Source organism: Luteibacter sp. P4_D7_3, assembly GCF_056401735.1.
Genome location: NZ_JBFUIT010000039.1, coordinates 1 through 20,922, shown reverse-complemented (window position 1 = coordinate 20,922; position 20,922 = coordinate 1). Strand labels below are relative to the sequence as shown.

The window sequence follows — 20,922 nt, the reverse complement described above, 5'->3', positions numbered from 1 at the left end:
GGACGTGTCTGAGCAGCGAGGGTGGGCACCGAAGGCTCTGCGCCGCCACGTCTACACGCCGAAGGCTCTGCGCCTCACCGTCTTCGGCGTCCCCGGGATTCCGCGATGAACCTTTTTTTTTAATCGGATAGCCGCGATGCGGCTCGTGTCTTGAGTGGCGTTCGCCGCTGAAGCGGCTCCTACGAGAGCAGCGCTGCATCGTGCTGGTTGTTTGCTCGACCACACGCAACCTCGGCGTTCGGTGGCGCGAGGGGCAAGGCCCTTGGGGACGCTTAAGCTGAGGGCCGCTCAGTCCCCACGGAATGCGAAAGAGGCGCTACGGCCCGTCTCGAAGAGCTGCGCCGCGGCCCCAAGGGCCTTGCCCCTCGCGGCCCCGCCACGGACACAGGCGTGAGGCGGCGAACGCCGCTAAAACATGCGCACGCAAAGCGGGCGGTCCGCCTCGTTCCAGCGGCAAGTCAGCGCCCGAAATCAGCCAACGTCAGCGGCTGCATGCCGTGCTTCAGCCGGGCCTTATCGCATTGCGGACTCGGCTGCCCGTTTTCCCACGCAGGCTGAAGGTCGTGGCAGGGCGACGGACGCACTTCATAAATGCCGCAGTGCGCAGCCACACCCACCTCGCCTACCAGCGACTTGCAGCGCGGCTGATAGGCGTTGGTGCCGTGCATGTTGACCCGGTGCGGATCGAGGTTCTCGGTCAGCGCCGACGGCACGATGCCGCCGGCGAGATCGGTTTCCATCCAGTGGAAGGCCACACGAAACGTTGCGCAGCACGCGCCACAGAGAAGACAGGGATGGGTCATACGTCGCTTGTGTCAGATCGAACCGGAGAAAGTGTTGCACTTGCCGATGTCACCGGATGCGAGACCCGTCTTGAACCACTTCACGCGCTGCGCCGAGGTGCCGTGCGTAAACGAGTCGGGCACGACCCTGCCTTGCGACTGCTCCTGCAACGTATCGTCGCCGATGGCGGTGGCCGCGTTGAGTGCCGACTCGACATCGCCGGACTGCAGCCACTGCTGGCGTTGCTGAGACTTGTTGGCCCAGACACCGGCAAAGCAGTCGGCCTGGAGTTCCTGCCTTACCGAGAGGCCTGTCGCACCTTCCATACGGGCACCACGACGACGCGCATCGCTCACCTTGTCGAACACGCCGACGAGGTTCTGCACGTGATGGCCAACCTCATGGGCAATGACATACGCACGAGCGAAATCGCCCGCCGAATGAAACCGCTGCTGCATGGTCTGGAAGAAATCCAGATCGAGGTAGACCTTCTTGTCGCCCGGGCAATAGAACGGTCCCACCGCTGAGGAAGCCGAGCCACAGGCTGTACGCACACCGCCGTGGAACAGCACCAGTTTCGGCCGCTCGTAGGTCTGGCCGTTGGCGGCGAAGATCTCGCCCCAGGTGTCTTCGGTCTCGCCGAGAATGGCTCGGACGAAGTCCACCTGGGGGTCGCTGGACGCCGCCTGGTGCGGTGCCGACTGCGTTTGCTGCTGGGGTGCCGCACCGGGCTCGCCCTGCCCGAGCAGAGCCGTGGGGTCTTTGTAGAACACCATGCCAAGGATAGCCAGGATGATGATGCCGCCGATGCCGAGACCCCGCCCTCCGAAGGAAGGGCCTCCGCCACCACCGCCTTCACCCGCGTCTTCCACGTTGTCGCTTCTACGGCCTTTTTGCCAGAGCATGGCGCCCTCCTCCCATGGGTGTGTCCCCGGAGCGAGACACGGTCGGCATGATCGCATGGACCAGAACCGCTAGACTCGGCGGCTGAATACGCTCCTCCGGATAGGTTTCATGACCAGTCAGCTCCCCGCCGTCGTCACCCTGCTCACCCTGCTCCTGATGTTCGCCACCGTGTGGATGGTGGGCCGGGCGCGTCACCGCTACGGCATCAAGGCGCCATCCATCTCCGGCGACCCGGCGTTCGAACGCGCCTGGCGGGTACAGATGAACACCCTGGAGAACGCGGTGATGTTCATCCCCGCGCTTTGGCTGGCTGCCCAATACGCCGACCCGCTATGGGCCGGCATCGCCGGGCTGATCTGGCTCGTCGGCCGCGTCTGGTACGCCTGGGCCTATGCACGCGAAGCCTCTCGCCGCGGCCCGGGCTACATGGTGTCGATGATCGCCTGGGCAGTGCTGATGYTGATGGCGGCCGGTGGGATCGGCATGGCCATCATGGAGAACAATGCGGCGCCGGCCGAGGAAGCCGCCGCTGGCTGATTGTGGGAGCCGGCTATGCCGGCGATGGGGTTTGCGGCAACCTGGCAATCGCCGCTGAAGCGGCTCCCACAGGATATTCCTCAATCCTCGTCGTCGCGGGCCAGTGCCAGCACGCGAACGCGCTGGATGCGGGCGCCTTCCATCGCGGTGACCTCGAAGGCGAGGCCGTCGGTTTCGAAGCGGTCGCCGGCGCTGGGCAGACGGCCCAGCTGCTGCAGCACGAAACCGGCAAGGGTGGAGAAGTTGCCGTCACTGGCTCCCGGCAGCCGGTGGCCGAGCAGGTGCTCCACACGACGCACATCCAGGCTTGCGTCGAGCAGCCACGCGCCGTCCGGCTCACTCACCGCTGACGGATCGCCCTCGCTGGTCTCGTCGGGGAATTCACCCGCAATCACTTCAAGCACGTCGGCCGGTGTCACCAAGCCGAGGATGCTGCCGTATTCGTCCACCACCAGAGCCACCTGCAGCGGCGCACGACGGAATTCGTCGATGAGGCGAAGGACACTGAGCGACTCGAGCACCGTGATGGGCTTGCGCACGACGCGTTCGGTTTCCAGGCGCCCGTGGTCGGCAAGGCTGGCGAGAAGGTCGCGCGACGATACGACGCCGACCAGTTGGTCGAGATCGCCGTTGGCGACGAGCATCCAGTGATGTGACGACTCGCGTGCCTCGGTCAACAAGGTCTGCAGGTCCTCGCCAGGATCGACCCAGACGATTTCGGTACGCGGTGTCATGATCGAGCGGACCGGACGCTGCGAGAGGTCGAGCACGCCCTGCACCATCTCCAGCTCGTCCTTGCCAAACACACTCGTGTCGTTGGTCTCGGTGGCAGGCGTGCTCTTGCCGTTGTCGCCTTCGTCGTCCGGCGCACCGCCCAGCAGACGCAGCACGGCCTTCGCCGTGCGGTCACGCATGATCCGGCCACCCACCAGCAGCGATCGCCGGCGATTGCGCCGCATGGTCTGGTTGAACGCCTCGATCATGATCGAGAAGCCGATCGCGGCGTACAGGTAGCCCTTGGGAATGTGGAAACCGAAGCCTTCGGCGATCAGGCTGAAGCCGATCATCAGCAGGAAGGACAGGCAGAGGATGACGATCGTCGGGCGCGCGTTGACGAACACGGTCAACGGCTTGCTCGCCGTAATCATCAGGCCCATCGCGATGACCACGCCGATCATCATGATCGACAGGTGGTCCACCATGCCGACCGCGGTGATCACCGAATCCAGCGAGAACACGGCATCGAGGATGACGATCTGCGCCACGACCAGCCAGAAACTGGCGCGGCGCGCGGCCTTGCCGTCGTTGTCATCGTCGGCTTCGAGGCGCTCGTGCAGTTCCAGGGTCGCCTTGAACAACAGGAAGGCGCCGCCGATCACGAGGATCAGGTCGCGCCAGGACAGGCCGAAGCCGTTCCAGCTGAACAACGGGCGGGTGAGCGTGACCAGCCATGACATGGCGGCGAGGAGGCACAGGCGCATCACCAGCGCCAGGCCGAGACCCATGAGCCGCGCCTGGTCGCGCTGGCGGGCGTGAAGCTTGTCGGCGAGGATCGCGACAAAGACGAGATTGTCGATACCGAGAACGATCTCCAGCACGATCAACGTGAGAAGACCCGCCCAGGCCGAAGGGTCGGCAAGCCAGTCGAAAGCGAACATGGGTCGGCGCGGAAGGCGCCCGGTTTCCTCCGGAAGGGACGCAACACTATACAGGGGGCACATGACGGTCTGTGCCAGAAGCGCCGTTGCGGTCGCCCATGCCGTCGGCTACGGTGGCTCATGCCTCACGATCTCTCGCCTTCCTCCGCTCCCCTGGACACCGCCCCCACCCCCTCCGACGTGCCGGCACGAACGCCCGGGACGATCGAGACGGCCGCGACCATCCTCGCCTACTTCGCGCTGCAGGCGGGCTTCGGCGGCGCGTTCGGGGGCGCCTCCCAGCTGATCGCCCGGACCTTCCCCACGGCCGTGCCGGACCAGCCCGATCGGCTGATCGTGGTGGTGATCCTTACGCTCCTGTGCGCCGCGGGGGTCGTCGTAACATGGATTGTGCGACGCTGGGCGGCAAAAACGGTCGACGGCGGCCGCGGTGGTCTCGGCTTCACCGAGCCGCCGGGGCGCTACGTGGTGATCGGCACGGCGCTCGGCATCCTCGCGCCGCTGCTGGGCGGCCTGCTCACGCAGTTCCTGGCGGGCGACCACGACGTGAGCCAGACGGTGACCGACATCGCGGATCGCGCGCACGTCGGCATGCGGGTCGCCCTGCTCCCGGCCGTCGTGCTGGTCGGCCCGCTGGTCGAGGAAGTGCTTTTCCGCGGTGCGCTGCTCTCGGTGCTACGCACGCGCCTCGGTGACGGCTGGGCCATCGCGATCTCCGCCATCGTCTTCGGCGCGGTGCACCTGCCCGATCTGGCTTGGCTCTGGTATGCGGTGCCCAACCTGATCCTGGTCGGTGTCTTCTGCGCATGGCTACGGGTGCGCAGCGGGTCGATCTGGCCCGGCTTCGTGGCCCACGCCGCCAACAATGCGCTGGCGAYGGCAGGCTGGTTCTTCAGTACCTGAGGGGTCAGAGCGTCTCGAGCGATGCCACGTGGCGAGACAGACGCGGCCCGGCATAGCACTGTGAACCGACGGGAAGCAGCCCCACCTCGTTGAACGCGGCCCGGTACCAGCGGGCCGGTCGTGACAGGAAACCCTCGCGATCGCCACCGGGATCGTCCTCGCGTGTATAGAGCTCCAGGAAGGCCAGGCCTTCTAGCATTTCGCCGATACCAGTCAGGCCGGCGCGGATTTCCGCGGGCTTGAGGTAATGCAGCACATCGGTGCAGACGATCAGGTCGAAGCGGGTATCGAAGCGCAACTCGGCGAGCTGGCCGAAACGCGCATAGCCGATGTTTCGCGAGCGGCCGTAACGCGCCACGGCGTATTCGCTTGCCTCGAGCCCGCGATATTCGATCCCGGGCCGCATCTTCCGCAGGACGGCCCGCCAGGGTGCCTCGCCGCAACCGATGTCGAGAACATTGCGTACCGGGTGGCCAAGATAGAACTCGGCCTGGGCGAGGACCATGGCGACCTTGCGGTTAAGCTCGGCAGGCGAGCCCACAGCGTGGTCCGCACTCCGGTACCACTTGTCGAAATAGGCCTGGTCGTAGGACTTGGGCATGGTGTACAGCCGCCGAAAACGCCCATGTTAGCCGGGCCTACACTTCGGGCATACATGCCCGGCCGCAGCATTGGAGGTCATTGATCGAGGAGAACCCCATGCCCCGCATCCAGCTCCGCATTACCGGCGACCGCGACATCTTCGACGACGTCGTCACCGCCATCCACGGCATCGACCGCGTGGAACGCGTGGAAGAGATCGACGACTTCGGCATGGGCGTCCGCGACGATTCCAGCTCGAGCGAACTATCCGACGATGTCGGTTCCCGCACCTTCACCGTTGAGGTCGAAGTGCCGAACGATAAAGTCGGCGAGCGCGTGCGTGAGGTCGCCGAGGAAACGGCCGGCAACCGCGAGGCCGCCATCGAATTCATCGGCGACGACGAAATAGAAATGTAGGAGCCGATTCATCGGCGATCCCGCGGCAGCGGGCCAGGTCACAGGTTCTTGCGGTCAGGTGGCGGTAAACCTTCGGCGSCGGCTCCCGTTTAAGGTGTAGCGACACCGAAACCGGAGGTTCCATGCGAGCGTTGGCCGCTGCCGTACTGTTCGCCTTCGTCGCCTTGCCCGCCGCGGCGCGCGACGATGCCCTGTCGAAGGAAGACGTCGCCTGGCTGGACCGGGTGACCTTTGGTGTGGACTCGGCAACCATCGCGAGCTACCGCGACCTCGGTCGGCGGCGTTTCCTCGACCGGCAACTGCATCCCAAAGCCGATGGCCTTCCTGCCGACGTGCGCGCGCAGATCGACGGCTTCGATGTCACCAGGAGACCCATGGCGACCCTGGTGGCGCAGGTTCGCGACCAGTACCGCGATATCAACGCCATGCCCGATGGCGATGGAAAACAGGAAGCGAAGAAGGCCCTGCAGAAACAGGGCAACGAGTACGCGCAGCAAGCACAGGCGACCGAGTTGCTCTACGCCATCTACGACGAGAACCAGCTGCGCGAGCAGATGGTCTGGTTCTGGCTCAACCACTTCAGCGTATTCCAGCAAAAGGGTCGTGTGCGCTGGGTGGTCGCCGACTATGCGCAGAACACCATCCGGCCGCATGCGCTGGGCAAATTCCGCGACCTGGTCATGGCCACGCTGAAGAGCCCCGCCATGCTGGAGTATCTGGACAACGTGCAGAACGCACGCGACAAGATCAACGAAAACTACGCACGCGAGCTGATGGAGCTGCATACGCTTGGCGTTGGTAGCGGCTACAGCCAGGACGACGTGCAGAACCTCGCACGCATCCTCACGGGCGTGGGCGTGAACTTCGACGGCCAGCCGCGCAAGCTCAAGCCCGACATGCAAGCGTATTACGTGCAGGAAGGCGTCTTCGAGTTCAATCCGAACCGTCACGACTTCAGCGACAAGCTATTGCTCGGCAAACCGATCAAGGGCGGCGGCTTCGACGAAGTGGAGAAGGCCGTCGACCTCATCGTGAGCCAGCCGGCGTGCGCGACCTTCATCTCGACGAAGCTGGCGCAGTACTTCGTCGCCAACGATCCGCCGCCCGAGCTCGTCAAGGCCATGGCCAAGACGTTTCGTCACACGGACGGCGATATCGCCGCCGTCATGGACACGATGCTGACGTCGAAGGCGTTCACGGCGTCGCTGGGCAAGCGCTACAAAGATCCGACCCAGTTCCTTGTCTCGACGATGCGCCTGGCCTACGACGGCAAGCCCGTCGCCAATCCGCGCCCGTTGGTGAACTGGATCAACCAGCTCGGCCAGGCACCGTTCGGCCGGATCACGCCGGATGGCTGGCCGACCACCGATTCGGAATGGTCCAGTTCTGGCCAGGTGGCCAAGCGCTTCGAGATCGCGAGATCGATCGGTAGCGGCGCCAACCATCTGTTCGACCTCGACGAAGCCGGCACCCATACACGCGGCGGCTTTCCGCAGCTGACCACACCGACCTACTACGCGACCATCGAGCCGTACCTGGCACCGAAGACGCGCGATGCGCTCACCCAGGCCACGTCGCAGCAGGAATGGAACACCTTCCTGCTCTCGTCCCCCGACTTCAACTACCACTGAGGCCTCCCATGGATCGCCGCCAGTTCCTGCTAGCCGCCACCGCTACCGTGCCCGCCCTCATGCTGGGTGGCAAGGTGTTTGCCGCGCCCGCATCGTCACCGCGTTTCCTGCTGGTATTCCTCCGCGGTGGCTATGACGCCAACAACATGCTCGTGCCCTATTCGAGCGATTTCTATTACGAATCGCGGCCCAGCATCGCGCTGGCGAAGCCCGATACGGGCAATCCGAGAGCCGTTCGTGCTCTCGATGCGAACTGGGGCCTCACGCCGGCACTCGCCGCCTCCATGGGCCCCTTGTGGGATAAGCGCCAGCTCGCCTTCATTCCGTTCTCGGGCACAGACGATCTCTCACGCAGTCACTTCGAGACCCAGGACAATATCGAAGCCGGCGAAGCGGCAGATGCACGCAACTACGGCTCGGGGTTCATGGGCCGTCTTTCGGGCGTCTTGCGCGGCTCGCCGCCGATCGCCTTCACGGATGCCTTGCCGCTATCGTTCCGCGGTGCCGGCGACATCCCGAACATCTCACTCAAGGGCGGCAGCAAGGCGGTTTTCGACGACCGCCAGTCGAAGATTCTTGCCAGCATGTACGAGGGCACGTCGTTGCAGGCAGCGGCTACCGACGGACTGCAACTTCGCCAGCAGGTGTCGCAGGATCTGCAGACCGAGATGGTCGCTGCCAGCCGCGGCGCGGTTAACGCACGCGGCTTCGCGCAGCAGGGCCAGYGCATGGCCACGCTCATGCGCGATCGCTTCCGGCTCGGCTTCGTGGATGTGGGCGGCTGGGATACCCACGTGAACCAGGGCGGAGCCGATGGTCAGCTCGCCAACAACCTCGACAATCTCGGGCAGGGACTTGCGAGTTTTGCCGATGGCCTCGGTGAGGCCGAATGGAATAACACCGTCGTCGTCGTCGTATCTGAATTCGGGCGCACCTTCCGTGAGAACGGGAACAAGGGCACCGATCACGGTCACGGCACGACGTACTGGGTTCTCGGCGGCAAGGTCAACGGCGGTCGTGTCGCCGGTCAACAGGTCGCGGTGAACGCGGGGAGCCTGTTGCAGAACCGCGACTACCCCGTGCTCAACAACTACCGCGATGTGCTCGGCGGTCTGATGCGCCGCACGTACGGGCTGTCCGATGCCGACCTCGCCAAGGTGTTCCCGGGAGCGAAGCCACGCGACTTGCAGCTCGTTTAGGGCTGCCAGGTCTGTCCGTCGGGGTCGGTCAGCTGTCGATCCAGATAGAACGCCGCGCTGATGAACGCAAGATGCGTCAGGGCTTGAGGGAAATTGCCGAGCTGTTCGCCCCGCAGGCTCAGCTCTTCGGAGAACAGCCCGAGGTGGTTCGAATACAGTACGCCGCGCGCCATGATCTCGCGCGCCTCGTGCAGACGACCAGCGCGCGCCAGGCATTCCACGTACCAGAACGTACACGTGGTGAACGCACCCTCGCCGCCCTCCAGCCCGTCGTCGTTGCGGTAACGGAATACCATGCCGTCGTCGGTGAGCTGGTCGCGGATGGCGTCCAGGGTAGCGAGCCAGACCGGGTCGGTGGCTGACACGAAACGAACCAGCGGCATCATCAACAGGGAGGCATCCAGGTCGGTGCCGCCCTTCGCCTGCACGAAATGGCCGTGTTCGGGATGCCGGAAGTGGGTCCAGATGTCCTCGGCGATACGGTCGCGCTCGGCCGCCCATTCGACGATGGGACCGGGCAACGAGCGTTTGCTGGCCAGACGCACCGCGCGATCGAGCGCCACCCAGCACATCAGCCGCGAATGCAGGAACTCACGTTTCGCGTCGCGGATCTCCCAGATGCCCTCATCGGCCTCCTTCCAATGGCGACGCACGTGATCGACCATGCGCACCACGTGCAACCAGCCGGAGCGGCTTATCGCCCGGCCGTATTTGTTGGCCAGGTAAAGGCTATCCATCAGCTCGCCGAAGATATCGAGCTGGGTCTGGCTGCGCGCCGCATTGCCGATCCGCACGGGCCGGGAGTCCGCATAGCCGGAGAGATGATCCAGGACATCCTCGTCGGCCGCTTCGCCACCATCGATCGCGTACATGATGCGCAGCTCGGCGTGCTCGTCCAGATCCGTCAGACGCGCTTCGACCCATCGGCGAAAGTGCTCCGCCTCCTCGATATAGCCGAGCCGCATGAAGGCGTAAACGGTGAACGACGCGTCGCGAATCCAGGTGGCGCGGTAATCCCAGTTTCGCCCTTCGCCCGTCGCTTCCGGCAGACCGAACGTCGCCGCTGCAGCGATCGATCCGTGTTGGTGCGACGTCAGCAGTTTGAGGACGAGGGCCGAACGATCGACGCGCTCGCGCCAGCGTCCACGATAACTGGATTTTCGCGTCCAGCGTCGCCATGCCTCAGCGGTGTCGTCGAACGCCGCCCTGCACTCCAGGGCATCGAGCGGATCATGGGCCTCGTCGCAAAGGACAAACCACACCTCGTCACCCGGGCCCAGTTCAACTTCGGCGTGTGCGCCGCCCTGGTCGTCATCGATCATGACCGGCACCGACGACCCCAGGCGCAGCGATTGCGGGCCGTCGTGGAACACGACCGTGTCGCCGTAAACTCCCACCTGCGGCACGCTACGGGCATAGCCAAGCCGTGGACGGCAGTTCACGCGGATGCGGACGTTGCCGCGCGGAACGCGGATGCAGCGCAGCACGCTTACCGGCACGCGTGGATCGGTCGCCGGATGCGGCATGAAGTCGGTGAGCTCCACGCTACCCGCCGCCGCCATCCATCGGGTCATCAGGATGTTCGTCTCCGGCACGTACAGCTGCATCGTGCGTGCGTCGGCCAGATCGGGCGTTACCGTGAACTCGCCACCCTTCTCCGGATCCAGCAGACCCGCGAAAACCGTAGGACTGTCCATGTGGGGCCAGCACATGAAATCGATGGTCCCGTCGCTGGCGACCAGCGCCGTGGTGTCGAGGTTGCCGATGATCCCGTGCTCGCCGATGCTACGGCCGGGCACAGGATTGAGCGGATCGCGCGCGGCACGGGTGCTGGACTGATGCATGGCGGAGAAATGCCATAGCCCACGTGAAGAACGTCAGAACTCCAGCCGGTAGGCCACCTTCACAAGGCCTTCCTCGATGTCCTTCAGTCCGAAGCCGCGACGGAACTGCGAGCCCATCTCGTCCTCCGTGTCCTGCTGATAACCACCACGGTTGTAGACGATGTAGAGGTTGGACAGTGGCGCGATCTCGTAACGGTAGCGGATCTGGAAGCCAAGGTTGGCCACGCCCAGCCCGTCTACGTGCTCGTTTGAAGGCACGGCACGCCCGTCCGGGTCGATCTCGTAGGCCTGGCGTAACTTTGCGCCGACGGCCAGGGTCTGCAGCTTCACGCGCAGCTCCTGTTTGTTGCCGAAATTCCAGTTCACACCGCTGTCGATGCCGACGGTCCGGCCGTCGAACGAGCCAACCAGGTTCGACACCTGTGAACCGCGGTCCTGCCAGATCAACCAGTTCGGGTCCCACTCGTAGCTTGCACCGGCGAAGACGCTAAAGGCATCGGTAATGAAATACGTCGGGGTGAACTTGAAGTAGTAGGAGAGACGGTGGTATCCGGTGAGTTGGTTGCCACCGATGAAGCCTTCGTCCTTCCAGCTCCAGTGACCGATACGCGGACTCTCGCGCTCATAGGTGAGCTTGGCGGTTGGCGGCGTATGCAACGGGTTACCGCCGCGGGTAAGCAGGTCATCGTAGGCTGCGGTGAACGCGTCGAGCCGCCACTCTTCGTCACCGCCATCGCGACGCCGGCTGTCACGCTGGATGCGGAAGCGGCGGGAGATGCGCCGCCCTTCCGTGTTGTCCTGCGCGGAGACGCGGTAGCGCCAGAGATGCGAAGCATACGCAGAGTCCGCAGGCAGATCGGTCACGCGTTGCCGCACTTCCCAATGCAGATATGCCATGTCGTTACGCGGGAGATAGCCGAAGTCGTCGATGTCGAGCCGGTGCCCGAAGTACATACCCAGCCACTGCTGGCTCCATACCGGCGTCATCTCCCAGAACGCGATGCTGGTCGCGCCCAGTCCGGATGCGTTCGCCTGCGGCTGGTCGATCTTGCTGCCGACGATATTGCTGGTAAGGGTAAACGTCTCGCTCGGTTGCCAGCGGTGATCGAAACCAAGGACATTGGCATCACGATCCAGGAAGGGATGATTCACCCGCGTGGCAAGCATGCCGAAGGTCTGCGTGCCCTCGGTCTGGGTGAGCCGCAAGGCACCGAACGTGCGGCCGTCATCACCCTTTTCCTGCGCGGTGAGGATGCCGTAGCTGGTGTCGCCCACGCTGCCATTGACCTTCACTGCGGCCGAGATATCCGCCGGACCATGGCCATCATCGGACTCGCCACCGACACGCCGCGTATAGACCAGCTGCGAGTAATCGTCGAGCAGGCTGAAGTCGAAAATACCCTGGTTCTCGGTAAAGAACGGGCGCTTGTCGGTGAAGAAGGTTTCTTCCGGCGAGAAGTTCACGACGAGGTCGTCACTCTCCACCTGACCGAAATCGGGATTGATCGTGGCCGTCAGCTGCGTCTGTCCGTTCGGTTTCCACACGATGTCCGCACCTTCCTGGAAGGATGCGCCGCCGTGGCCACGGTCCACCCGTCCGACCAGGTAAGGCGTCACCGCGAAAAGCGATTGCGAGTAGGACGGCAACGAGACTTTCTGGAAGCTGGAAAGAAAGCGGCCCTGGTCGAAGCTGATCGCCGGCCATGCCATGCGCTCACCCGTCGCAGCAATGACCCGGTCGATATAGAGGCCGATGTGGCGGTTGTCGCCCTCGGCGCGGCGCATCGGCGCGATGTACCAGGGGATCAGGATTTCCACCGAATAGCCTTCCGCGTCTTCGCTGACCGCGTGGTCCCAGCGACCGTCCCAGTCGTAACTGAAGTCGGATTCGTTGGTGATGACCTCGTCCGCGACACCGCCCTGCGAGCGCACTTCGAAGTCGTAGCCGACGCGGCCATCGCCGTCGAAGTCGACCATGACGTTGATGCGGTCGACGAGGGCATCCTCGTCGCGGCGCGTTTGCTGCTTCGAGCGTGGAACATCGGCGGACTGCGTGACGCGGATGGCCACGGCGAGGCCTTTCGGTGTGGACAGCACCCAGGCCTCGGTCGGCTGGCTGCCAGGCATACCGGTCTTGGGCTGGGTGTCGCGAAAGTCGGTGATGTGTTGCGCGCCCGCCCATTCCGTCGGGTCGATGTGGCCGTCGATCGTTACCTCGGCGTGGACCGACCAAGCAGCGAGGCAGAGCGTGGCGAACAGGGCGAAGCGGCGATGCATGGGTCATCCGGGACGTGGAATCTTGCGGATAGGATGCCGCCCGCTTCGCAAAGGTTTGCCATGACGCTTGGCCCATGCGCTCAGTCACGCTCCCTGATGAGGTCGATCAGCGCACGCAACGTGGCCGGCACGTGGCGTCGGCCCGGGTAATACAGGCATAGCCGGTCGAAGGGAGGGGTCCAGTCCTCCAGGACGCGCTCCAGCGTGCCGGCCGCAAGATCCTCCGACACGTTGAACTCTGTCAGGTAGGTCAGCCCCAGGCCGGCGCGGGCGGCTTCCAGCATGAGGTCGGGCTGGCCCAGCGTCACCTGCCCCTCCACGTCGATGCTGACCGCCTCGCCGTGGCGTTCGAACTCCCAGTGGTAGATATGCCCGGCAGGCATGCGGGCTCGGATGCAGCGATGCTTTGCCAGATCGACAGGTGTCTGCGGCCGGCCGTGCGCCGCGAAGTAGGCAGGTGAGCCCACCACGGCAAAACGGATAGGCGGCCCCAGCGGCACGGCGATCATGTCGCCGGGCACCGTGTCGACGGTACGGAAGCCGGCGTCGAAGCCCTCTCGAACGATGTCGATCATGCGTTCTTCGGTGACCAGATCGAGATGGACGTGCGGATAGCGCTGCAGATAGGGGATGAGGAACGGCAGCATCAGCCAACGTGCGGCGCCGGTGGAGGAGTTGAGGCGCAAGGTACCGCTGGGTGTCGCCGCCTCTTCGCCCGCGCGGTCGATGGCGTCGCGGATGCCCGCGACGGCCGGAGCGAGATCTGCCACGAACCGTTCGCCAGCGTCGGTAAGGCGGACGCTGCGTGTCGTCCGATGGAATAGCCGCGCTCCCAATCGAGCTTCGAGGGAGGCCACCGACTGGCTGAGTGCCGACGTCGACATCTCCATCTCGGCCGCCGCGGCGCGGAAGCTTCCCAGCCGGGCCACCGCCAGCACCGCCTCGAATTCCGTCAGTCCTGAACGCATTGTCCGCTCCACCTTCATGGCCCATCCGGATTTGTCCGGCTTATCAGGCTAATCCTTTGCGCCCATCCTTTCCATCGAACCCCCTCCCCTTCCCGAGAATCCCATGCACACGATCGACCAGATTTACATCGACGGCGCGTTCGTTACACCGCACGGCGAAGAGCGCTTCGAGCTGTTCAACCCCGCCACCGAAGAAGTCATCGGCACCGTCCGCCTCGCTGACCAGGAAGACGCCCACCGCGCCATCGCTGCCGCCAAGCGCGCCCTTCCGGCTTTCTCCCGCACCACGGTTGCCGAGCGCATCGCCCTGCTCCGCCGCATGCATGCGGCTGTCGAGGCACGTGGCGACGACCTCTTCGCCGCCGTGCTCGAGGAGTACGGTGCGCCGGTCAATCGCGGCCGCTGGATGGTCGGGCACGCGTCGAGCGTGTTCCTCGACGCCATCGAGACGCTCGAGCACTTCGCCTTCGAGCGCCGCATGGGCACGGCCACCGTGGTCATGCAGCCAGTCGGCGTGGTCGGCCTCATCACGCCTTGGAACAGCGATGCCGGCTTTATCTGCGGCAAGCTCGCCACGGCCATCGCCGCCGGCTGCACCGCGGTGATCAAGCCGAGCGAGATGAGCGCCCTGCAGACGCGTGTCGTCACCGAGGCACTGCACGCGGCGGGCGCACCGGCCGGGGTATTCAACATCATTACCGGTCGTGGTGACGTGGTCGGCGCGGCCATCGTCGGCAGCCCGGACATCGCCAAGATCTCGTTCACCGGCTCGACCGCTGTCGGCAAGGGCATCGTCCGCGCGGCCGCCGATACGCTCAAGCGCGTCACCCTGGAGCTCGGTGGCAAGTCCCCCGTGGTCATCCTCGACGACGCCGACTTCGATGCTGCGGTACCGCTTGCCGTCATGGCCGGTTTCGCGAACAGCGGCCAGGCCTGCATTGCCGGGACGCGCCTGCTCGTGCCGCGCACGCGCCTTGCGGACTTCGAAGCACGCATGGCCGCAGCCGCGAATGCCGTCGTTTCGGGCGACCCCGCCGACCACGCCACGGACGTCGGCCCCATGGTCAGCCTCAAGCAGTGGGAGCGCGTCCAGGGTTACATCGGCAAGGGCATCGCGGAAGGCGCACGCCTGATCGCCGGCGGTGAAGGCCGTCCGGACGGCCATTCACGTGGCTGGCTGGTCCGTCCCACCGTCTTCACCGACGTGCGCAACGACATGGTCATCGCGCGTGAGGAAATCTTCGGACCGGTGCTGTCGATCATTGCGTACGACGACGAGGAGGACGCCATCGCGATCGCCAACGATACGCCGTACGGACTGCAGGCCTATGTGCTGTCCTCGGATGCAGCCCGCGCACGCCGCGTTGCCTCGCGCATCGATGCCGGCCGCGTGCTGGTCAACACGATTGCGCACGAGCCGAAGGCGCCGTTCGGTGGCTTCAAGCAGTCCGGACTGGGGCGCGAATATGGCAGCTTCGGTCTCGAGGCGTATCTTGAACCGAAGGCCTTGCTGGGCGTCGACGCGTGATCGACGGTCAATGCGACTTGGCGATGTCCACCGCGGTAAGCGTCAGCGTCGCGCGGTGGACGAACCCCAGCTTCTCGTAGAGCCGCGTGGCACCTTCGTTGCCTGCGGAAACGTGCAGGAAGGAAACCAGTCCCTGCGCGCGATGCCGGTTCACTAATGCCACCAGGAGGGCTCGTGCCAGGCCACGTCCGGCGAACTCCGGATGCGTGCACACGGCGCTGATTTCGCGGGCACCCGGGACCGCCATCCGCTCGCCGGCCATCGCGATGAGCCGGCTCTCCTGCAGCACGCCCACATAGGTACCCAGTGCCGCCGAGTGCTCGCGGAAGAATTCCGGGTAGACCAACGAGGTCAGTGCACGCATGCGTTCGCGGTGCTCGTTGCCGAGCACGGACACGGTCTCCTCCGTCTCCAGGTCGGGAGCATCCAGCGGACGCACGAGCTGGAGGGTATCGGGGACCGCGTGCCCGGCATCGACCGGTGCGGGCATCCAGCGCTCCGGAAGGACCGCTGGCGCCACGCCAAGGAAGTAACGCCGGCCCACCAGCCGCGGATCGTCAGCCACATGCGCAGCCGGGCTCGCCACCGCCACGAAGGGTGCATAGGCATCGCCATACCAGAGCGCATCGCCCGATCGCCGGGCCAGCGCTGCGTGCTCACCGGTCAGCGAGTACCACAGCGGGTTATCGAGTACGGAGGGATCCATGCCTGCCTTCCGATGACGAATGACACATCATGGGGGTCAACCCAAGCGCATCACAACCGGCTCTGCTACTTTTCCTCTGGTTCGCACTCAATCCGGGGATCCCATGCTCGCTCGTACCTGCCTTGTTCTCGCCCTCGCCGTCGCCCTGCCCGCCGTCGCCGAGGAGGCGAAGAAGGCACATACGCCAACGGCCAAGGAGCTGCTCGCCAAGTCGACCGCCGCCGAATGGCGCACCCCGGACCCACAGAACCTCGTCTACATGGACCTGCCCCAGGGCCAGGTCATCATCGAACTCGCCCAGGACTGGTCGCCGGAACATGCGGCGAACATCCGCACGCTGATCCGCGAGCATTACTTCGACGGGACCCAGGTCATCCGCGTCCAGGATAACTTCGTCACCCAGTGGGGCGACCCCGACGGCGACGACAAGAAGAAGGCCAAGAGCCTGGGCACCGCGAAAGAGACCCTGACTCCCGAGTTCACCCGCAAGCTGGGCGGCAAGGCCATCCCCTTCACCAAGCTGCCGGATGGGGATGTCTACGCGCCGGAAGTCGGTTTCTCCGACGGCTTCCCCGTCGCCCGTGACGCCAAGGCCGGCGAAGCGTGGATCACCCATTGCTACGGCACCGTGGGCGTGGCTCGCGACGTCAGCGCCGAAACCGGCAACGGCAGTTCTCTCTACGCCATTATCGGCCAGGCCCCGCGCAACCTCGACCGCAACCTCGCCGTCGCCGGCAAGGTCATCAGGGGCATGGAATTCCTCGCCGCCTACCCGCGCGGTGGTGAGCCGATGGGTTTCTACGACAAGCCCGAGCAGCGCGTGACGATCAAGAGCGTGCATCTCGCTGCGGATGTTCCGGAAGCCCAGCGTACGCCGATCCAGGTACTGCGTACCGACAGCAAGACCTTCGCGGCGGTGATCGAGGCCAAGCGTAATCGCAAGGATGATTTCTATACGCGTCCGGCCGGGAAGATCGACCTGTGCAATATCAGCGTGCCGGTGCGTGATCCTTCGAAGCCTGTCGCACCCTGATCGGAGAGCATCGCCGATGAATCGGCTCCCACACGACCTCGCAGGTCTCCAGTAGGAGCCGATTCATCGGCGAAGCTCCATGTAGGAGCCGATTCATCGGCGAAGCTCCATGTAGGAGCCGATTCATCGGCGATCCCGCGTCAGCGGGCCAGATATCAATCAGCGTCCGAAGCCGCCGCCTTCTCGCTCACAATCTCCTCGCGCAACGCACGCAGCTTCGCCTTCAACGTCGCCTCGTTATCTGGCCCCAAGCGGATCATGAACTTCTGCCCGACCGACAACTGCTCGAGTGACTGGTTGGCATAAACGTAGCCGACTTTCTCCGGAAGCAGCTGTTGGTTGCCTTTCGGCTCCGGTGCGGCAAGCAGGTGATCGATCACCTCGATGAGGCGATCGTTGAAATAGCCATTCGTACCAAGGTCGCGGTACGCCTGCTGGAACAGCGGATAGTTGCGCTTGTACCAGGCAGCCGCCGCCTTGGTGTTCATGCGGTCAGCCACGTACATATACGTGGCATAGCGGTCGATATTCTTCTTCGACGCAACGAAGCTGCCGTCGTCGGATACCACCTGGAAACGACCCGTCGGCGTACGCAAGGGCACGACGTTCATACCGACGCTCTGCTTCGGCAGCGCGTCGATGGTGGAGACCATGCGCGAGACGATCGCTTCCGGACGCAGCAGCGACTTCAACGCGCCGTCGCTGGTCAGGGCCATCAGCCCGGCGAGGACATCGTCGTCGCTCTGGTCCAATGGCGGCAGCGCGGCGGTGGATCCGCCGGCAGGTCCGATCGGATGCTGCACGAGCGGTGCATCGTGCACGGTGGTCGACGTTGCGGACGCCACCGGACCGTTGGAGAAGGCCGGTGCGGTTATCGCATCGCGCGCCTGCTTTTCACGGTAGATGAAGATGCCGACCACGACCAGAATCGCCACAATCAGCAAACCCGCAACCCACTTCGAACCCGATGACTGACTGCTCAACGCACCGCTCCTGCCAAAAATCCAGCCCCCATGGGACTACGAACAGCGGGAATGGTTCAAGGTTGACCAGGAAATCGATCCGCATCAATGACGTAGTCGCGGAACCGATAACCACGGGCGAAACCGAGGTCGAAACCGTAGACCAGGCGTACCGCGAGGTTCGTATCGACATGGCAATGGAACCGCAAGACAAGGCCCTGGGCCACCTTCCGCGCAATATCCTCATCATCGAGGCCAGTACCGCGTAAAGACACCGTGACACCGGTGCAGGTGCGAGGCTTGCCTTCGGCAGGTGTCCAACGAATCCACGCCGCGCGTACCAAAGGCGGCCCCAGCGACGGCAGCAGCGTCGCCTGTGACCACGCGCTCGGCGCAAAAGCGACGGAGACCGGATAGCCCGCCATGCTGACCGGCACACCGATGACCACGAAGATTGCCGCGATAGCGAGATGTGTTCGCCAAAACGTCAACCCGCTCATCCCTCGGCGCGACGCCCGGCCTCGCACGACAAACGCGCCCGACACCAGGTCATGAAGACCCTGACGGGTCGAGCGATTGAAAGCGACCATGTAGAACGACGCGACAGCCAAGCCACCGATGAGGCCGCTGGCTGCGCGTTCGCCATAGGAGGCCTCGCTCATCACCAGGATGGTGCCGCTGAACAGGATGGGAGCCACCAGCACGCTGGCGCGAAGAATCGATTTGGGCAGGGAGACCACACGGCCCGCCGCGTCCACCACGCGAAGCCCGAGCGCTCGCTTTCCCGGCGTGGATGCGCCGAAGGGGCCACTGTCGAGCAAACCAAAATAGATGGTGGCGGCCACGAACCCTATCAGTCGATTCCAGCCGCCCAGCCACGCCAGCTGGTCGAACAAGAGCTGGCCAACCATGTAGCCGCCCAGCGCAAGGATCATCCAGTCCACGGCAAACGCACCGAGTCTTCGCCAGAATCCGGCCAGCGACACCCGCGGTGTCGCAGCCCCTGAAACATCTTCCATGGTGCCTCCGTCTATCCGCCCATGATGCACCGGGCCGCCAGCTTGCGGGAAGAGCCGGTTGGCACCTAGTCTGGGCTCGCCGGGCATCCCCCCATGGTCCGGCACCAGGGCACCACCCCATCGATAACGTCTGTAGGAGGAACCATGGCTTTCTCTGCACGGCAAGACGCTGCCCCGATCGCGGGCATCAATGTCACCCCGCTCGTCGACGTCCTTCTGGTCCTGTTGGTCATCTTCATGATCTCGGCACCGGTGATCGCCCATAAGGCGCGCGTGGACCTGCCATCGGCAGGCTCGCAACCGCCCGCGGCGATGCAGGAACCCATCGACATCACCATCGAACCCAACAGCATCACGTTCTGGAACCACGTATTGGTCACGGATGCTGCGCTGGCGACGCAGATGCAGATCCTCGGCTCGCGGGAAGGTGACAAGCCCCCGATTCACATCAGCGCGTCGGATGACGCGTCATACGAGGACGTGGCGAAAGTCCTCGCGGAGGCAAAGGTCAACGGGCTCTCGAAGATCGACTTCGTTAACCGGTGAATCTCGTTGAGGCGGGTGGAGGCGACCCCGCCCGCCTCAAGGTGCGGCAGCGAGCTTCGCGGCCATGGACGCGTCGACGAGGCAGGTCGACGGCATGGCGGTCGTGTCGATGTGTACGAGACCTTCCGGGTCGGGCGCGTGATACCAGAGCGGGCCGGCGACGCACGGTGTTCGCGTCGACACCTCACCCATCACCACGCGCCATGTCCGCAATGCCATCAAGGCGGTCATCGTGCGCCCGGGATGCTCGCCGTCCTTGTGCGTCCACGCGGCCTCCGGATAGCTCTCCACGAGCCGCCGGCGCGTTTCGCTGAACTCGATCAACGGCACGCCCGCAAGCGCCGCGATACGACGCTCTCCCCTCACCTCATTCTGGCTGACCTCGCGGTTGGCGCGTTGCCACGTTCCCAGGTAGTACACGCGGGCGCCCGCGGCGCGCGCATCACGAGCGAGTGCGACCGTCGACTGGTCCGTTCGGGCGAATGCCGTCAGACGCTTCTCGCAACCGGGTGCGCACATGGCATTGCCACCGCGCTCCTGGAGAATCACGTCCGTATAGCCTCCGGTCGCCAGCGCCCGCATCGCCACCGGGTCGTGGTCGTAATCCTCGAGCGCCGCGCCGGCCCGCGCAATCATGTCGACGCTGAGGTGCGCGCCTTCCGGTGCCAGGGACGCAAAGGCGGATGGTAAATTGTTGACGTACGTCAGGCTGTTGCCGATGAAAAGTACCCGTCGCTGATTGTCCTGCGTCGAAGCAGCAAATTTCGATGGAGGAAACGCGCGACGCAGCGCGAACTTTTCCGAAGCGAGATAGATCGTGTCGTGGTGTGCTTCCGGACGCGGCACGTAGATCCAGTCCAGGCCCGCCGGTGCTTCCAACCTCAGCATTGCGGCGAGCTTCGCTACGTTCGGCGCGATGTTGTCTTCGTCCGCCGAGGTAAGGAACAGGTGACGCTTGCCGCGTGGCTGGTGCTTCAGCAGCGCGGGTGCTTCGCGCAGCAAAGCCCCGTCATTCCACCAGAGGCTGGGACTGATCGCGATGACCGTATCGAACAAATCAGGTTCACGCAGGAAGCTCTCTACTGAGAACAGCCCCGCGAGCGATTCACCAATGATGCCGCGATGGGCATTAACCCTGTAGCGGCGACCGATCTCCGGAATGAGCTGCTTCGCGATGAACGCACGAAAGACCGACGAGCCCCCGACGCGCGGCGCGATGGCCTTGTCGGAGGCGACCGTCGTCGGCCCCGTCATGTCACGCCGCCGTTCGGTGTTCTCGATGCCGACAAGGATGAGTGGCTGGATTTCGCCGGCGCGGATTCCCTCGTCGAGCGCTTTCGCCACATGGGGGAAGTCTTCCTGAAGGCCACCGTCGGGCATGTAGAGGACGGGGTGCCACCGTCGGGCATGTAGAGGACGGGGT

General features: G+C 64.6%; 19 protein-coding genes. 8 read left to right on the top strand and 11 right to left on the bottom strand.

The window, feature by feature from the left end; all coding sequences use genetic code 11:
* Window positions 1–458: 458 nt before the first annotated feature.
* Window positions 459–803, bottom strand: a complete 345-nt coding sequence (locus AC1DSN_RS06365) for a YkgJ family cysteine cluster protein (RefSeq protein WP_477296154.1) — start codon at window positions 801–803, stop codon at window positions 459–461.
* Window positions 804–815: 12 nt separating this feature from the next.
* A complete protein-coding gene (ypfJ, locus tag AC1DSN_RS06360; RefSeq protein ID WP_213948435.1) occupies window positions 816–1,688 on the bottom strand; it encodes a KPN_02809 family neutral zinc metallopeptidase in 873 nt (290 codons plus the stop codon).
* A 109-nt stretch (window positions 1,689–1,797) separates the two neighbouring features.
* Between ypfJ and AC1DSN_RS06355 the strand changes: the two genes are divergently transcribed.
* Entirely contained in the window at window positions 1,798–2,226 is a 429-nt protein-coding gene (locus AC1DSN_RS06355; protein ID WP_477296156.1) for an MAPEG family protein, read from the top strand.
* A gap of 80 nt (window positions 2,227–2,306) precedes the next feature.
* Here AC1DSN_RS06355 and AC1DSN_RS06350 read toward each other — a convergent pair whose 3' ends face one another.
* Complete coding sequence (locus AC1DSN_RS06350) at window positions 2,307–3,884, bottom strand: hemolysin family protein (RefSeq protein WP_477296157.1); 1,578 nt, start codon at window positions 3,882–3,884, stop codon at window positions 2,307–2,309.
* 120 nt (window positions 3,885–4,004) lie between these two features.
* On the opposite strand from AC1DSN_RS06350, the gene AC1DSN_RS06345 reads away from it, so the two are divergent.
* The gene (locus AC1DSN_RS06345) at window positions 4,005–4,787 is read left to right on the top strand and encodes a lysostaphin resistance A-like protein (protein ID WP_477329982.1); all 783 of its coding nucleotides are present in this window, start codon (window positions 4,005–4,007) and stop codon (window positions 4,785–4,787) included.
* A gap of 4 nt (window positions 4,788–4,791) precedes the next feature.
* Here the strand turns inward: AC1DSN_RS06345 and AC1DSN_RS06340 are convergent, their stop codons facing one another.
* Window positions 4,792–5,388: a class I SAM-dependent DNA methyltransferase gene (locus AC1DSN_RS06340; protein WP_213948437.1), complete on the bottom strand. Its 597-nt coding sequence runs from the start codon at window positions 5,386–5,388 to the stop codon at window positions 4,792–4,794.
* Window positions 5,389–5,486: 98 nt separating this feature from the next.
* Here AC1DSN_RS06340 and AC1DSN_RS06335 point away from each other — a divergent pair, with 98 nt between their 5' ends.
* The 3 genes from AC1DSN_RS06335 to AC1DSN_RS06325 all read left to right on the top strand — a co-directional run bounded on the left by AC1DSN_RS06335 (window position 5,487) and on the right by AC1DSN_RS06325 (window position 8,616).
* The gene (locus tag AC1DSN_RS06335) at window positions 5,487–5,786 is read left to right on the top strand and encodes a hypothetical protein (protein WP_063572435.1); all 300 of its coding nucleotides are present in this window, start codon (window positions 5,487–5,489) and stop codon (window positions 5,784–5,786) included.
* Between the two features lie 122 nt (window positions 5,787–5,908).
* On the top strand, window positions 5,909–7,417 hold the full coding sequence (locus AC1DSN_RS06330) for a DUF1800 domain-containing protein (protein ID WP_477296159.1): 1,509 nt from the start codon (window positions 5,909–5,911) through the stop codon (window positions 7,415–7,417).
* Between the two features lie 8 nt (window positions 7,418–7,425).
* Window positions 7,426–8,616: a DUF1501 domain-containing protein gene (locus tag AC1DSN_RS06325; RefSeq protein ID WP_477329980.1), complete on the top strand. Its 1,191-nt coding sequence runs from the start codon at window positions 7,426–7,428 to the stop codon at window positions 8,614–8,616.
* On the opposite strand, the gene AC1DSN_RS06320 is transcribed toward AC1DSN_RS06325, so the two are convergent.
* The 3 genes from AC1DSN_RS06320 to AC1DSN_RS06310 form a co-directional block, all read right to left on the bottom strand.
* Window positions 8,613–10,460 carry a glycoside hydrolase family 15 protein gene (locus AC1DSN_RS06320; RefSeq protein WP_477329978.1) on the bottom strand — a complete coding sequence of 616 codons (1,848 nt, stop codon included), beginning with the start codon at window positions 10,458–10,460 and terminating at the stop codon, window positions 8,613–8,615. The genes AC1DSN_RS06325 and AC1DSN_RS06320 overlap by 4 nt on opposite strands.
* A gap of 33 nt (window positions 10,461–10,493) precedes the next feature.
* Window positions 10,494–12,737, bottom strand: a complete 2,244-nt coding sequence (locus tag AC1DSN_RS06315; protein WP_477329976.1) for a DUF5916 domain-containing protein — start codon at window positions 12,735–12,737, stop codon at window positions 10,494–10,496.
* Window positions 12,738–12,817: 80 nt separating this feature from the next.
* The gene (locus tag AC1DSN_RS06310) at window positions 12,818–13,705 is read right to left on the bottom strand and encodes a LysR family transcriptional regulator (RefSeq protein WP_477329974.1); all 888 of its coding nucleotides are present in this window, start codon (window positions 13,703–13,705) and stop codon (window positions 12,818–12,820) included.
* A gap of 103 nt (window positions 13,706–13,808) precedes the next feature.
* Here AC1DSN_RS06310 and AC1DSN_RS06305 point away from each other — a divergent pair, with 103 nt between their 5' ends.
* Window positions 13,809–15,233 carry an aldehyde dehydrogenase family protein gene (locus AC1DSN_RS06305; protein ID WP_477329972.1) on the top strand — a complete coding sequence of 475 codons (1,425 nt, stop codon included), beginning with the start codon at window positions 13,809–13,811 and terminating at the stop codon, window positions 15,231–15,233.
* Between the two features lie 7 nt (window positions 15,234–15,240).
* Here AC1DSN_RS06305 and AC1DSN_RS06300 read toward each other — a convergent pair whose 3' ends face one another.
* A complete protein-coding gene (locus AC1DSN_RS06300) occupies window positions 15,241–15,939 on the bottom strand; it encodes a GNAT family N-acetyltransferase (protein WP_477297576.1) in 699 nt (232 codons plus the stop codon).
* A 103-nt stretch (window positions 15,940–16,042) separates the two neighbouring features.
* On the opposite strand from AC1DSN_RS06300, the gene AC1DSN_RS06295 reads away from it, so the two are divergent.
* Entirely contained in the window at window positions 16,043–16,972 is a 930-nt protein-coding gene (locus AC1DSN_RS06295) for a peptidylprolyl isomerase (protein ID WP_477329970.1), read from the top strand.
* A 155-nt stretch (window positions 16,973–17,127) separates the two neighbouring features.
* Here AC1DSN_RS06295 and AC1DSN_RS06290 read toward each other — a convergent pair whose 3' ends face one another.
* Window positions 17,128–17,955: a DUF3014 domain-containing protein gene (locus AC1DSN_RS06290; protein ID WP_477297813.1), complete on the bottom strand. Its 828-nt coding sequence runs from the start codon at window positions 17,953–17,955 to the stop codon at window positions 17,128–17,130.
* A 56-nt stretch (window positions 17,956–18,011) separates the two neighbouring features.
* The gene (locus AC1DSN_RS06285; protein ID WP_477297811.1) at window positions 18,012–18,953 is read right to left on the bottom strand and encodes an RDD family protein; all 942 of its coding nucleotides are present in this window, start codon (window positions 18,951–18,953) and stop codon (window positions 18,012–18,014) included.
* A 144-nt stretch (window positions 18,954–19,097) separates the two neighbouring features.
* Between AC1DSN_RS06285 and AC1DSN_RS06280 the strand changes: the two genes are divergently transcribed.
* Entirely contained in the window at window positions 19,098–19,499 is a 402-nt protein-coding gene (locus tag AC1DSN_RS06280; protein ID WP_477297810.1) for an ExbD/TolR family protein, read from the top strand.
* 36 nt (window positions 19,500–19,535) lie between these two features.
* On the opposite strand, the gene AC1DSN_RS06275 is transcribed toward AC1DSN_RS06280, so the two are convergent.
* On the bottom strand, window positions 19,536–20,922 hold a 1,387-nt coding region (locus AC1DSN_RS06275), incomplete at its 5' end, for an alpha/beta hydrolase (protein WP_477329968.1).